Origin of the sequence: Helicobacter marmotae (assembly GCF_003364255.1) — a bacterium.
Taxonomy (GTDB): Bacteria; Campylobacterota; Campylobacteria; order Campylobacterales; family Helicobacteraceae; genus Helicobacter_C; species Helicobacter_C marmotae.
On the sequence record NZ_NXLR01000001.1, the window covers coordinates 68,953 to 82,191 of the forward strand.

Below are 13,239 nucleotides of genomic sequence, written 5' to 3' on the forward strand. Positions count from 1 at the left end.
AGTCATCACTGCTCTTTCAACTCCCCATCATAATCCTTAGTATGCTCTTTATTACCAACTTTACGTATTCTTTGATTAAGGAGTGTTGTATCTTTACTGATAAGGCTTCTTTTAGATTCATAACCTTTGAGATGAATACCTGCTATATCAAGTAAAGTGTGCATAAGATCATCATTCATATATCTTTGATTTTGAGCGTTTTTTAGTCTTTTATATATATCGGGGTGTTTTTGGATAAATACATCACTCACATACACAATAAAGGGGATTTCTACCATAAAGCGAGAGATTTTAGAATCTGCATGCCCTATAAAATCTCTAAAGTCATATACCTCTTCTCCATGATCGCTAAAAAAGAGCACAATAGAATCTAGGCTTTCAAAATGTTTGATGATTTCATTTAAGATAAAGTCTCCATAGAGGAGGGAGTTAAGGTACGCGGCGATGGTTGGTTTTTTAGCAAAGGGTGGTGCATTTTCAATATCCCCGGGGCGGAAACGCTTAAAGTCGCTAGGGTAGCGACTTTCATATCGTGTATGAGCCCCCATAAGGTGTAAAATGGTGAATCGATTTTGCTGCGGGGGGGGGGGATAGGTATGAAGTAAGTATGGGGAGTAAGCTCCCATCGTGCTTTGCAATATCAAAGTGATCGCCATTATTCACAAACTCCACTTTATCTGCCCTTTTTAAAATACTTGCCGCAGCATTACCAAAGAGTGAGATAGGCTCTTGATTAGAAATACTTAATGTCTCATACCCTCCTAATTTAAAGGCATCAATAATATTTAAATGCTCATACCAAAAGCTTGAATTGTGCTTTTGTGTATGGGGTAAGGTCGCTATGCCTTGAGAATCTTGATTAGCTAAAGTCAAAGAGAGGGAGAGAGATTCATGGGTTTGGGCGTGAGGGGAGATAATATCTGTAAAAATAAGGAGATTGTTAGGTTTAGTATTTTTAAGTTTATTTAAAAGTGGGGTTGTCTCTATTGGGTAGCCATAGAGGCTAAGTTTATTTCTTTGAGTAGATTCTCCAATGACAAGGACTATATTATCGATATTGTTTGTTGCCTTTTTTACTTGTAATGTAGAAGAGAGGGAATCAAACTTAGCATTTAGCATTTTGTACTCTTGGATAAAGGCTTGGGTCTTCTTAATAGCTTTTTGTGTCTCAGTTAGGGCATTATAGGGCATATCAGAATAGCGCAACATCGGGCTACTTGGACGCCAGCGCTCTATATGGATAAGCAATATAGCTAAAAATCCTAAGAGATAGAGCCATTTGAGTTTCTCTAAATGCTTAGGGGAATGAAGCTTATAAATGCCAAATATTGCAAAAAGCGTAAAGCAATAAATGCCACAAAGTGTGAAATTAAAATATGTGCTTAAAAACTCTATACTTTCTTGTGGGTTGCTCTCTAAAGCTGTAACGATAAAATATGTATTAAGCGGGGTATCAAAGTGATAGAGCACAAAAACCTCTACCACATAGCACACAAGCGTAACAAACAAAATAAGGCTTAAAAGCACATTTTGCACAAACCTCATTCTCAGCCAATAAATCAAGCTAAAAAGCGCAATGTATGTTACAAAAAACATTAAGATTCTATAAAAAAAGCTAAGCCAAAAATATAAATCAAAATGTGTATGCAATAAAGCATAATGCGAGCAAAAGAGCACAATAGCATTTAAGAGAAAAACGGCTAAAAATGTATGAAAAAAGCGCGGGTCATAAAATGGATTTGGAAATATTTTACCAAACGTTATCATATATCTCTTCACTTATCTTCCTTTCTTCTCACTGCTTCTTACTCACACAAGCCTTGCTCTAAATAGCTTTTTTGAGATTTCAACTCCCCATCATAATCCTTAGTATGCTCTTTATTACCAACTTTACGTATTCTTTGATTAAGGAGTGTTGTATCTTTACTGATAAGGCTTCTTTTAGATTCATAACCTTTGAGATGAATACCTGCTATATCAAGTAAAGTGTGCATAAGATCATCATTCATATATCTTTGATTTTGAGCGTTTTTTAGTCTTTTATATATATCGGGGTGTTTTTGGATAAATACATCACTCACATACACAATAAAAGGGATTTCTACCATAAAGCGAGAGATTTTAGAATCTGCATGCCCTATAAAATCTCTAAAGTCATATACCTCTTCTCCATGATCGCTAAAAAAGAGCACAATGGAATCTAGGCTTTCAAAATGTTTGATGATTTCATTTAAGATAAAGTCTCCATAGAGGAGAGAGTTAAGGTAGTGCATATTCTCTGCTAACATCATATCGTTTAAAAGTTTTGTGTTATCTTTGGTGTGAAAGCAGGGGGTGTCTTGCTCTAGGAAATGGGCAAACTCTAGGGGATAGCGGTTATAATACTTGGCGTGATTACCCATTAAATGCAGGGCAAAAAACCGCTTAGAATCTGCTGGAGGGAGGGAGTTAAGGTAGTGCAAAATACTCTCATCAAATTTCGTTGTGCTCATTTTGTCATTGATATTCACAAACTCCACTTTATCTGCCCTTTTTAAAATACTTGCCGCAGCATTACCAAAGAGTGAGATAGGCTCTTGATTAGAAATACTTAATGTCTCATACCCTCCTAATTTAAAGGCATCAATAATATTTAAATGCTCATACCAAAAGCTTGAATTGTGCTTTTGTGTATGGGGTAAGGTCGCTATGCCTTGAGAATCTTGATTAGCTAAAGTCAAAGAGAGGGAGAGAGATTCATGGGTTTGGGCGTGAGGGGAGATAATATCTGTAAAAATAAGGAGATTGTTAGGTTTAGTATTTTTAAGTTTATTTAAAAGTGGGGTTGTCTCTATTGGGTAGCCATAGAGGCTAAGTTTATTTCTTTGAGTAGATTCTCCAATGACAAGGACTATATTATCGATATTGTTTGTTGCCTTTTTTACTTGTAATGTAGAAGAGAGGGAATCAAACTTAGCATTTAGCATTTTGTACTCTTGGATAAAGGCTTGGGTCTTATCTAATGCACGATAAATCTGACGCGTATAGTTAAAAAGCATATCATGCCAATCCTCATTTAGAGGCTTAGTGTGTGAAAATACCATATACAAAAGAATGCCGATAGCTACAAACAAAGCACATAAAATGCTCCTATAAAGCTTGAGGCTTTGCTTTATGGGTTTAATAAAGCGCCAAAGGAGCACACATAATAGCGCCAAAAATAGATACAAAAGGCATAAGCGCGTGTTTATATAATTATGCAAAAACTCTGCGCTCTCTTGGGGGTTACTCTCCAGTGCGACAATCACAAGATAAGAATTGAGATTACTATCAAAGGTATAAAGCAAAAACACATCAATAATAAAACACACTGCACTTATGCCAAAAATAATCCACGCAATAGGCTTTGAAAACTTTTGTGGCAAAAAGGAAAGAAAAGAAAAAAAGAGAAAATAACTCACAATCAACAATAATTCACGATAAAAAAATGAAGCAAACCAATACAAATCCCAATGCTTGGTATAGACATAATATTGCGAACCAGAGAGGATAATGCTATTAAGGAAAATTAATAAAACAAAGATTCTAAAAAGTGTGGGGTTGCTTAGGAATTTCATTGATTCTCCAAACCATACAAGCAATATGAAAAACAATTTGCAAGTTATCCAAGTTCTCTATGTTATCTATGTTGTCTATAGGGGAGATTCTAACCAAACATAAAAAACAAACCAGATTTAAAAAACAAATAGCTTGGGCTTTTATACCGATGGAGGAATGAAACTTTTTCATTGATTTAATATCTTGGTTTGCAAAAGTGAATTTTGCAAACCGCCTAAAGCTTGACTTATAGCTAAGCTACGCTTATCTATCAAGTCTTTTTTAAAGGTATGTCTTGCTTCACATAAAGTAAATTCTTGCACACGCCCTCAAAGATTGACTAGTAACCGCACTTTGTGCGTTTATCAAGTCGTTTTCTAAGGGCTTTATTATAAAAAACGCCCGCCCTTATTTAAAGCACCCTGCGGGGGGCACTCAATCTGACTTTTCTCCCCTTTTGGGTGGTTTTGGTTTCTCCTACAAAAGGTAGTTCGTTTGTCATTCTGAGCCTTTAGGCGAAGAATCTCTCTTATCCGCTAAAGACTCCTTAACAGAAACACTAGAAAGGCAGTTACTTTGTCATGTCTTGCGGGCTTTATGCCCGAAGAATTCACAAACGAATCACTAGTCGCCCACAGAGATTCTTCGGTCGCTACGCTCCCTCAGAATGACAATAGTGGTAGAGTCTCTAGTAAATCGAGTAGAGATTCTTCGGTAGCCATCACGCCTTCCCGCAAGAGGAGACAAGGGAAACATTGCTTGGGCTAAACTCTACGCTCCTGCGGGTTTATTTTCTCCTTCTTTAGTTTCCCCTCCCCTTGTGCTCTTAAATTTTCTCCCTCTAGCGTTCTCAAAATTTTGGGTGTGAGGGGAGATAAATAGTGTGCGAACCCTCAAAATTTGAAAAATCGCTTGAATGATTACTCAAAGCTGAATGCTCCTTAAGATTCTAAAGCGGGTATATAAAATGATGTGGAAAAATAAAGGGTGTGGTTTTGTGAGTTATTAATGCTTTTAGGAGAACAATAGGGCTTTATACCCTATTGCAAGCTTTTAAAGCTTAGATTCATAACGGCGAAGCATATAAAGTCTTTTAAGCATTTTTTTCTTCGCATTGATTTTTTGTTTCTTGCGCTTTTCGGTTTTAGATTCAAAAAATCTACGTGCACGTACTTCTGTTACCACAAGATTGCGATCGGTTTGCTTCTTAAACTTTCTATACGCTTCTTCAAAAGATTCATTTTCTCTTACTTTGATACCGGGCATAGCCATCACCTGCTTTCTTTTAGGATTTGAGCCTAGCATTGTACTTTGATTTTATTTAAATATGCTTAAATGCTATATTGCCTGCATTTAGCCCCACTTTGTCAGCTCTGTGCAAAAGCACAAAGTGGAGGTGTAAAATCTCTGCTTGAATCACTAGTCGTGCCTTTTGGTGTTTTTGAAAGAGAGTCTCTAGCAGATGAGAGAGATTCTTCGGTCGCACTTCGTGCTCCCTCAGAATGACAAACTAATTTCCTTTGTAAGGTAATTTTGTCTTGCGGGTTGGACTTATTGTCATTCTGAGCCTGCATAGCAGGCGAAGAATCTCTTTTAGAATCACTAGTGGCTCGGGTGTGAATTCTTCGCCGTCATGGATTTGATGTCTTGGTTTGTGTGAAATTAATTCACACAAACCGCCTAAAGATTGACTTATAGCTAAGCTACGCTTATCTATCAAGTCTTTTTCTAAGGGCTTTATTATAAAAACGCCCGCCCTTTTTTAAAGCGCCTTTCGGGGGCGCTCTATATAATTTAATGTCTTGCTCGCGGGAGTAAATCCCGCTTCGCGCCTAAAGCCCTGCGGGGGGGCACTCTATGCTAACTTTTTGCCCTTTTGGTGGTTTGGGCTTCTCGCCCGCGTGGTTTTCTTTTTTAGCAACACAAGCGATAGCAAAGTTTGTCAGCTCTTGCGGGAGGGCAAAGCCTGAGCGGAGAATCTCCGCCCGAATCACTAACGACTCTCCAAGTTTGTCAGCTCTTTACCCTTTTGGGTGAAGAATTGCTGCTGGAGTCGCCAGTGTTTCTAGCAATTCTAAAAGAAAGCAGTGAATCTTAGAATGCTATAATAAGGCATTATCATATTTAAGGATAGCTATGGCACATCATTTAAATGACACACAAAAGCAAGAAATCTTACAAAAGGCGCAAGTGATTTGCATTATAGGCTTAAGCCCAGATAGCTCTAAAAGCTCTTATGGGGTAGCAGAATTTCTCCTCTCACAAGGCAAGCAAATAGTGCCTATTTATCCACGCGGAGGGATTATATTAGGCTGCAGGGCATATACAAGCATAAAAGAGGCTTGGGAGGCTTTAAGGGCACAAGGCAGGCATTGTGATATTATTAATATCTTTCGTAAGAGTGAGGCATTGGGCGAAGTTCTAAGCGAGATTAGCTGCTTGCAGGGTATAGCACAAGAGCAACCCTGTATATGGGTACAACTTGGCTTGCATAGCGTTCAAGCATACCAAATCGCTACATCTTGTGGGCTTATGTATGAAGAAGATAGCTGCATTGCTATAGAATATCAAAGACTTTGTTAGGAGTAATTATGTTTGAAAATGTGCAAGGAGATTTACATCATATTTTTCTCGCTTCGGTTACGCTTATAGCGATTTTAAATCCCTTTGGGAATCTCCCGCAGTTTATCGCTATGACAGAGGGGGTGAAAACGCCATTACGCAAAAAGCTTTTTAGAAATATTGTTTTAGTGGCTTTTTGTATCGTGGTGGTGTTTTTATTAAGTGGGTCTTTTATTATGAATTTTTTGTTTCGCGTGGATTTAGATGATGTGCGCGTGGCTGGAGGGTTAATACTTATCATTATGGGCTTGAAGATGTTGCTCTTTTCTCAAACTACGGCTGATTATTCGCATTATCATGGGCTGCATTTTGAAGAGCTTTTTAAGCAAAGCATTATACCTATGGCATTTCCTATGCTCGTGGGACCGGGTACGTTAGCAACGGTGATTGTTATCGCAGAAGATAGCGGTATGTTTATCGCCATAGGCGCGGTTTTGTGTGCATTTGTGTTTTTATATGTGCTTTTTGGCTATGCTGCAAGTATTGAGCGAATCTTGGGTAAGCTTGTGCTATATGTAATTTCACGTATAGCCCTTGTATTTATCACGGCTATGGGGGTTAAGATGATGATTAGCGGCTTATCAGGGATAGGCGTTATCACTTCTCATTCATAGCTACACAAAGCAATATATCAGTGTGAGTTTAGTTTGTCTTTGAGGAGTTCATTCACCCTTTGTGGGTTTGCACCCTTGGTGTTTTTCATCACTTGCCCTACAAAGAATCCAAAGAGTTTGTCCTTACCACTTTTATATTCTGCGACCTTATCTTCATTGGCATTAAGGACAGATTCTATAATAGAGAGCAGTGCGCTATCATCGTTCATTTGAGCTAAGCCCATAGAATCTATAAGACTATCTACATCATTACTTGGGTTTTGCACAAGTGTATCTAAGATTTCTTTCGCACTTTTACCGCTGATTTTCCCCTCCTCTATACGTTGCACAAGTGTGGCTAATTTCGTAGGGCTAATCCCACAATTTTGCAAGGTAAGCTCGCCCTTTAGCCTGCCTAAAAGCTCGGTAGTAAGCCAAGTAAGCGCATTTTTAGGGCTTATATTATGCTCTAGCATAGATTCAAAAAAGAGGCATAGCTCTAAAGAGCTTGTAAGGACATTGGCATCATAGGGCTTAATGCCTAGAGTGTTTATATAGCGCTCTCTTTTTTCATCTGGCATTTCAGGGATTTGCTCTGCTTCTTGCAAAAGCTGCTGCTCAATATACACAGGCAAAAGGTCTGGGTCTGGGAAGTAGCGGTAATCAGCGGCTTCTTCCTTACCTCGCATAGAGCGCGTGATACCCTTGCTTGTATCAAAAAGTCTTGTTTCTTGCACGACTTCTTGTTCATATCTGCCATCTTCCCATGCTGCCCTCTGACGTTGTACTTCGTATTCAATAGCTTTTTGTATGAATTTAAAAGAATTGAGATTTTTAATCTCTACCCTTGTGTAAAGCTTGCTATCACCCTGCGGGCGTACAGAGACATTTGCATCACATCTAAAGCTCCCCTCTTGCATATTGGCATCACTGATACCAAGAAAACGCACAATAGAGTGAAGCTTTTTAAGATAGGCGATTGCCTCATCGCTGCTACGCATATCTGGTTCGCTAACAATTTCTAGTAATGGCGTGCAAGCGCGGTTTAAATCGACTTTAGAATAGCCCTCCTCATGGATATTTTTCCCCGCATCTTCTTCAAGGTGCGCACGAGTAATACCTATGGTTTTTGATTGATTATCAAGCTCTATGTTAAGTGAGCCCTTGCCTACGATGGGAATCTCAAATTGACTAATTTGATAGGCTTTAGGGAGGTCAGGGTAGAAGTAGTTTTTACGTGCGAAAATGGAGTTTTGATTAATAGTGGCATCAATAGCCTTACCAAAGGAAATAGCCTTTTTGAGAGCCTCCTTATTCAGCACAGGCAATGCCCCTGGTAAGCCTAAACATGTAGGGCAGACATTTTTATTTGGCTCATCGCCAAAACTTGTAGCACAAGCACAAAATATCTTTGTTTTTGTATTAAGCTGGACATGCACTTCTAACCCGATAATAGTTTCATAACTACACATATCAACACCCTTATAGTAAATTAAACTTGGAACATAGAGTGCTAGTATAGGCAAAAGCGAATAAAAAATTTATAAATTTTTAAAAAGTTTTTTTATAAAATCAGGGCTTTTATAGAGGCTTAAATAGCCTAAGCGTGGGAAGACATAGCGGGGAATGGGACTCATGCTAAGAAGACAACAAAGAGGGCTTAGAGTGAGTTCTCCAAAGATTAAGGAACAAAGGTGAAAAGACTTGCCACACTGATAATGCTGCTATTATGTGTAGCGAGTTCAGAAGAGTTGCGACTTTATGAAAGTAATGATTCCATACAAAAAGTGCAGATTGAAGAAAATCACAATACTCAACGTTCTAAGGCAAATGCACAGGTAAGCAAGAATTTTTCATTAAAGTTTGATGCTTTTGCCAATGAAGGATATTCTGAAGCAGAACTTGAAATGGGGCACGCCCAGCTGAATGAAATAGACGCACCTATGTCGCGCTATGGGGCGGGGCTGGAGCTAAATTATGCCATTGGGGATAATGCACGCATTAAGCTAGAAGTATTTGCTTCAAATACGTTGGAATTTAATAGACAAAGGCAGGGGGTAAAGTGAAAGCGTACGATAATGGAATTATGTATGATGAACATACATATAATTATGGCAACACCGCCATTTACCCCGCATTTGTCAATAGTATGGGCGTGATATTAACATTTTTTAAAACACATCGCATTATACTCACGCTCAAACAAACCCAACTCTCAAGTAATGATGTTTTGGCGATTGTCCCCAATGCCCAAATAGGCGGGCAGCTCTTACGAGAAATTATAACAAGCAATATTGTAAGTGCGAATCCATGGACCATTACCACGCAGGTATTTTTGACCTATAGTTATGTATTTTAAGTGAGGTTTAAGATATGAAGACAATTAGTGTATTTGGAGGAGGAGTATGGGGGAGAGCTTTAGCCTTTGCTTTAGCGGAGAAAAATAATGTGAATATCACTTCAAGGCGCGATATTTCATCTCTTCTTGCCCCGCTTAATGAGGAGCTCTCAAAGAAACAATGCCAAGTGATTAAACAAGTGGCACATCAAGATGCATTAAATGCGCAATATTTTGTTATGGCGATTGCAACAAGTGCGTTAAGGGAATGGCTCTCTTGTGCTGCCTTGCCACAGGATATTAAAATACTTTGTGCGAGTAAGGGTATAGAATCTGGAAGTGGTGCATTTGTGAGTGATATTATGGAAGAATATGTAGTGCATAAAAATATCGCATATTTATGTGGTCCAAGCTTTGCCTCTGAAGTGGTGCAATCTTTACCCTGTGCGCTTGTGATACATTCACGCAATCTCGCTTTAAGCCGTGAGTTTGGCTCATTAATGCCACATTTTATTAAGAGCTATGCTAGCCCCGATGTCGTGGGGGGTGAGGTCGCAGGTGCGTATAAAAATGTCATTGCTATAGCGGGGGGCATTTGCGATGGTTTAAACTTTGGTGCCAATGCGAAGGCTTCTCTTTTGGCTCGTGGATTGGTGGAGATGAGTCGTTTTGGTGAGCATTTTGGTGCAAAAATGGAGACCTTTTTAGGACTTTCTGGTGCTGGAGATTTGTTTCTTACTTCTAATTCTACAATGTCACGTAATTATCGTGTAGGGTTGGGATTAGCTAAACACAAACCTATAGGGGAGATTCTAAAAGCATTAGGTGAAGTGGCGGAGGGTGTTATCACAGCAAAGGCAATTACAGAAATAGGAAAGAGAGAGAATATTTATACGCCTATTGCAAGGGAAATCAGCTTAATTATAGAAGGAAAGAGTGTAAAAGAGAGTTGGAAAGCGTTAATGTCCTAAAACATTAACGCTAGTGTATTGAAAATTATTTTTTAGCCTTAGATACTTGGTCTTTTAAGCCTTTGCCCGGTCTAAATTTAGGTACAGCTTTTTCTTTTGTTGTGTAAGTTTTGTTTGTTCCGGGAACCTTGCCTGTTTTAGCTTTTTGCACAGCTGTTTCAAATTTACCAAAACCTACAAGTTCTACTGCTTGCTTTTTAGCAAGAGCGTTAGAGATAGCGTCTATGAAAGAATTTACTGCTTTCTCAGCGTCTTTTTTTGTATCATATTCGCCAACTTCTTTTACTAATTCTACGAATTCTGCCTTATTCATGCAAACTCCTTATTTAAGATTTAAACGCTGATTTTATACGATTTTAGCCCTTAAGTCAAGGTATATGCTATATTTTGAGGGAATTTGATACGAAAACTACCACAAGATATGGGGGCTTTGTGCTTATGCAGACAACTAAAGTGTATTTTCGAGGAATTTTTTTGCTGCTTTGATTTGCTCCATATGGGCTTTAACTTTTTGTTGTTTGGATTCTAAGAGTAATTTGGTTTGGTGGATAAGCTCTAAGGCTTGAAGCTTATCTTCAATATCGCTTAAAGCTAATTCTTGAGGTAAGTGAGTGACTAAATAAAATGCGTCTTGGTCATTTCCATTAAGAAGGGCAACTTTAAGTTTATCGTGCCAATTCATCTTGATTAATCTCTCTCCATGCTTCTAAGAGCCCTTTAGCTACATTGATAACCGTATCAATTTTAGTCGTATCATTTGTTACATTGGCTTGGGTTAGGAGTTTAATTTGGTGCGTATAAAGCCCTGTAAGATACACAGCCACTTCTCCGCCTTTTTCATAATCAAGCGTATTAAGCAATTCGGTGAAAATATCTGTAGTGCGATTAATGTAATAGATTTTTTTCTCAATATCTTCATTTTCCATATAACGTTTGGCTTGAGCACAGAATCGCAAAATCCCCTCATAAAGCATTTCAACAAGTTTAACCGGAGATTCTACAGAGACTGAATTCTGTTGATAAAGACTATACGCGTTATTTCCATACATAAAGCACTCCTTATTTTTTAGCCACAGATTGGTCAATCATCAATTGAACGCTGCTAAAGGCATTATTGGTTTTAGAGATTTGAGAATCATAGGCTGCAAATCTTTGTGCCATAATGTCATAGCGAGTGTTAAGCTGCTCGATTGCCTTTTTGCGGTCTTCTCGTAATTTTTTATCATCTTTTGTCAAAGTTTCTTCAAGCACTTTAAGTCGTGCGTTGCCACCATTTAAGAGTCTATCAATCTCTTGGTCAAATTTTTTAAACACACCATCGACTTGGATTTCTCTAAACTCTGAAGTTTTAATACTTCCATTAAAAAATTCTTGTGTTCCTTGCGGGTCGGTGCTCAAAGCCATTGTGAGTTTGCTCACATCAAGGCTCATTTTGCCTTTTTCATCAAGGGCTAAACCATATTTTGCTAGACTTTTTAGCTCTGTGTCCGTTGAGATAGTGGTAGAAAATATACGATTAAGGGCGGGACGTATCGCACGTATATCGCTATTTCCATTAAATACACCAGCCACTTTAGAATCTTCATCATAGCGCGTAACCTCATCAAGCTTGATACCAAGCCCATTGTAAGCTTCTACAAATTTTTTTACATTTTCTATGATTTCCTCATCATTACGTGTAATGCTAATAACAGCAGGCTTGCCCGGCTCGGTGGTTGTGAGAAGTTCGATATTTACTCCACTTACAATGTCATCTATATCATTTGTGGGACGTTTCATGGTAATACCATTGTATGAGAATTTCGCATCTTGAGCACTTTGGACCTTACGGATTTTAAATAATTCCTCTTGTGTTTTAGCATAATCCATAATCGTGCCTGGTTTTAATCCTAAGTCTTCAAGCGCCTTCTGGCTTGCTGGGTCACTATTGGCATGAATATTGACTCCTCCGGTATCAGAATTAATCACAAGCTTACCCTCATCATTCACTGAAGCATAAATGCCTGCGATATTATTAATAGCCTCTGCTATGTTTTTGGCATTTTGAGCAGCCGTATTTTTCTCTTTTGTGAGTGTTGATAAATCTAGAGGGATAGAGCCTATGTTGATAGTACCAGTGAGTTTGCCTGCCCCTATGCTTTTAGTTCCTACGATTAAATCCTCATTGGTTGAGCTTGCATTATTTGAGCCAAAGCCTAGCATTTGTGCCTTTGTGCCCTCGATTTGGACCTTATAGCCACGTCTATCATTAATAACAAGCGTGTCGCTATGTGCTCCACCAATGCCTATATTTAAGTCTGTATCAAGTAGCCCCTCAAAGTCGTTATTGTCTTTAATAGCCGCAATGACTGCGTCTTTGAGTATTTGAGCATTATCTTGAGATTTTGACTCCATAGCGGTTTTTGGAATCTCAATGGAGAGTGTTTTATCCACGCCTTTTTTGTCTTTAAGCGTGATAGAAAAATCCCCACTCTTAAGCTCAAAAGCTCCACCGGGGATAGTTGTACCGCTCGTGGTTGAGCCAAAATATATCCTTGAAGCTTCTCCTGTATCTTTAGAGTTAATCATAAGCTGATAGGGGTTTGAACCGCCCGTTTTCATTACAATCCCCATTACCTCGCCTTGCGTGGTATCTGTAATCAGTTGTGCTACCTCTGCTAACTCCATACCTGCTTTAATATTGATTTTATAATCTTGCCCTTTGTGATGAAATTTAAGCGTAGAATCTTTTTGGCTAAAGACAGATTCTCTACTTTCATATTTTGAGCCTATTTCATTAATGTCAGAAGTTGCTATTGAATCTATATCAATTTTAATATCTTGTGTTGGCACGCCTGCAGAGATAGTGGCTTTGAGTGCATCGCCAACTACATGGCTTGAGCGCCCCAAATATGTAGAATAATCACCAAGCTTGCTTGTGCTAGACTTTAACTCACGTAAGGCAGAAGTGATGGCAACAAGCTCGGTTTGTTTTTCAACATTTTGTTCAATTTTTTTATCAATTGGATTAATATAAGAGGATTCATCTGCTTGTCTTAATTTGTCAATGATGTCATGGTTTAGAACCTTGCTACCAATCCCCAATGAACTCAATGTCCCAAGTGCCATACCTTACCCTCTCTCTTTAATGTTTATTGCA

General features: G+C 38.5%; 18 protein-coding genes. 7 read left to right on the top strand and 11 right to left on the bottom strand.

The window, feature by feature from the left end; genetic code table 11:
• Positions 1–5: 5 nt before the first annotated feature.
• From CQA63_RS10105 to CQA63_RS10285, 4 genes are all read right to left on the bottom strand, one after another.
• Positions 6–548: a sulfatase-like hydrolase/transferase gene (locus CQA63_RS10105; protein WP_244916249.1), complete on the bottom strand. Its 543-nt coding sequence runs from the start codon at positions 546–548 to the stop codon at positions 6–8.
• A complete protein-coding gene (locus tag CQA63_RS00295; protein ID WP_244916250.1) occupies positions 526–1,767 on the bottom strand; it encodes a sulfatase-like hydrolase/transferase in 1,242 nt (413 codons plus the stop codon). Before CQA63_RS00295 ends, CQA63_RS10105 begins: the two co-directional genes overlap by 23 nt.
• A gap of 38 nt (positions 1,768–1,805) precedes the next feature.
• Positions 1,806–3,596 carry a phosphoethanolamine transferase gene (locus CQA63_RS00300; RefSeq protein WP_115511799.1) on the bottom strand — a complete coding sequence of 597 codons (1,791 nt, stop codon included), beginning with the start codon at positions 3,594–3,596 and terminating at the stop codon, positions 1,806–1,808.
• A gap of 168 nt (positions 3,597–3,764) precedes the next feature.
• Complete coding sequence (locus CQA63_RS10285) at positions 3,765–3,899, bottom strand: hypothetical protein (protein WP_267891914.1); 135 nt, start codon at positions 3,897–3,899, stop codon at positions 3,765–3,767.
• 253 nt (positions 3,900–4,152) lie between these two features.
• Here CQA63_RS10285 and CQA63_RS09340 point away from each other — a divergent pair, with 253 nt between their 5' ends.
• Positions 4,153–4,344 (top strand): hypothetical protein, encoded by a 192-nt coding sequence (locus tag CQA63_RS09340; protein WP_147288697.1) that lies wholly within the window; start codon positions 4,153–4,155, stop codon positions 4,342–4,344.
• 285 nt (positions 4,345–4,629) lie between these two features.
• On the opposite strand, the gene rpsU is transcribed toward CQA63_RS09340, so the two are convergent.
• Positions 4,630–4,842, bottom strand: coding sequence for a 30S ribosomal protein S21 (rpsU, locus tag CQA63_RS00305; protein ID WP_104699285.1), 213 nt, complete (start codon positions 4,840–4,842; stop codon positions 4,630–4,632).
• A 101-nt stretch (positions 4,843–4,943) separates the two neighbouring features.
• Entirely contained in the window at positions 4,944–5,150 is a 207-nt protein-coding gene (locus tag CQA63_RS09345) for a hypothetical protein (RefSeq protein WP_147288698.1), read from the bottom strand.
• A gap of 365 nt (positions 5,151–5,515) precedes the next feature.
• Between CQA63_RS09345 and CQA63_RS09610 the strand changes: the two genes are divergently transcribed.
• Genes CQA63_RS09610 through CQA63_RS00315 form a run of 3 tightly spaced genes read left to right on the top strand, consistent with a single transcriptional unit; the run spans position 5,516 to position 6,812 of the window.
• A complete protein-coding gene (locus tag CQA63_RS09610) occupies positions 5,516–5,674 on the top strand; it encodes a hypothetical protein (RefSeq protein WP_158655425.1) in 159 nt (52 codons plus the stop codon).
• Between the two features lie 38 nt (positions 5,675–5,712).
• A complete protein-coding gene (locus CQA63_RS00310) occupies positions 5,713–6,159 on the top strand; it encodes a CoA-binding protein (protein WP_104699272.1) in 447 nt (148 codons plus the stop codon).
• Between the two features lie 8 nt (positions 6,160–6,167).
• Positions 6,168–6,812: a MarC family protein gene (locus CQA63_RS00315; RefSeq protein WP_104699271.1), complete on the top strand. Its 645-nt coding sequence runs from the start codon at positions 6,168–6,170 to the stop codon at positions 6,810–6,812.
• Between the two features lie 17 nt (positions 6,813–6,829).
• On the opposite strand, the gene gatB is transcribed toward CQA63_RS00315, so the two are convergent.
• Positions 6,830–8,263, bottom strand: a complete 1,434-nt coding sequence (gene gatB, locus CQA63_RS00320; protein ID WP_104699270.1) for an Asp-tRNA(Asn)/Glu-tRNA(Gln) amidotransferase subunit GatB — start codon at positions 8,261–8,263, stop codon at positions 6,830–6,832.
• A 222-nt stretch (positions 8,264–8,485) separates the two neighbouring features.
• Here gatB and CQA63_RS00325 point away from each other — a divergent pair, with 222 nt between their 5' ends.
• From CQA63_RS00325 to CQA63_RS00335, 3 genes are read left to right on the top strand one after another with little or no spacing between them, the layout of a single operon-like run.
• Complete coding sequence (locus CQA63_RS00325) at positions 8,486–8,857, top strand: hypothetical protein (protein ID WP_104699269.1); 372 nt, start codon at positions 8,486–8,488, stop codon at positions 8,855–8,857.
• The gene (locus CQA63_RS00330) at positions 8,854–9,150 is read left to right on the top strand and encodes a hypothetical protein (protein ID WP_104699268.1); all 297 of its coding nucleotides are present in this window, start codon (positions 8,854–8,856) and stop codon (positions 9,148–9,150) included. The genes CQA63_RS00325 and CQA63_RS00330 overlap by 4 nt, the downstream gene beginning before the upstream one ends.
• Positions 9,151–9,164: 14 nt before the next feature.
• Positions 9,165–10,100 carry an NAD(P)H-dependent glycerol-3-phosphate dehydrogenase gene (locus CQA63_RS00335; RefSeq protein WP_104699267.1) on the top strand — a complete coding sequence of 312 codons (936 nt, stop codon included), beginning with the start codon at positions 9,165–9,167 and terminating at the stop codon, positions 10,098–10,100.
• 25 nt (positions 10,101–10,125) lie between these two features.
• Here the strand turns inward: CQA63_RS00335 and CQA63_RS00340 are convergent, their stop codons facing one another.
• From CQA63_RS00340 to fliD, 4 genes are all read right to left on the bottom strand, one after another.
• Entirely contained in the window at positions 10,126–10,413 is a 288-nt protein-coding gene (locus tag CQA63_RS00340) for an HU family DNA-binding protein (protein ID WP_104699266.1), read from the bottom strand.
• 135 nt (positions 10,414–10,548) lie between these two features.
• Positions 10,549–10,782: a hypothetical protein gene (locus CQA63_RS00345; RefSeq protein WP_104699265.1), complete on the bottom strand. Its 234-nt coding sequence runs from the start codon at positions 10,780–10,782 to the stop codon at positions 10,549–10,551.
• The gene (fliS, locus tag CQA63_RS00350) at positions 10,766–11,149 is read right to left on the bottom strand and encodes a flagellar export chaperone FliS (RefSeq protein WP_104699264.1); all 384 of its coding nucleotides are present in this window, start codon (positions 11,147–11,149) and stop codon (positions 10,766–10,768) included. Before fliS ends, CQA63_RS00345 begins: the two co-directional genes overlap by 17 nt.
• Before the next feature lie 10 nt (positions 11,150–11,159).
• Positions 11,160–13,208, bottom strand: a complete 2,049-nt coding sequence (gene fliD, locus CQA63_RS00355; protein WP_104699263.1) for a flagellar filament capping protein FliD — start codon at positions 13,206–13,208, stop codon at positions 11,160–11,162.
• Between the last annotated feature and the right edge of the window lie 31 nt (positions 13,209–13,239).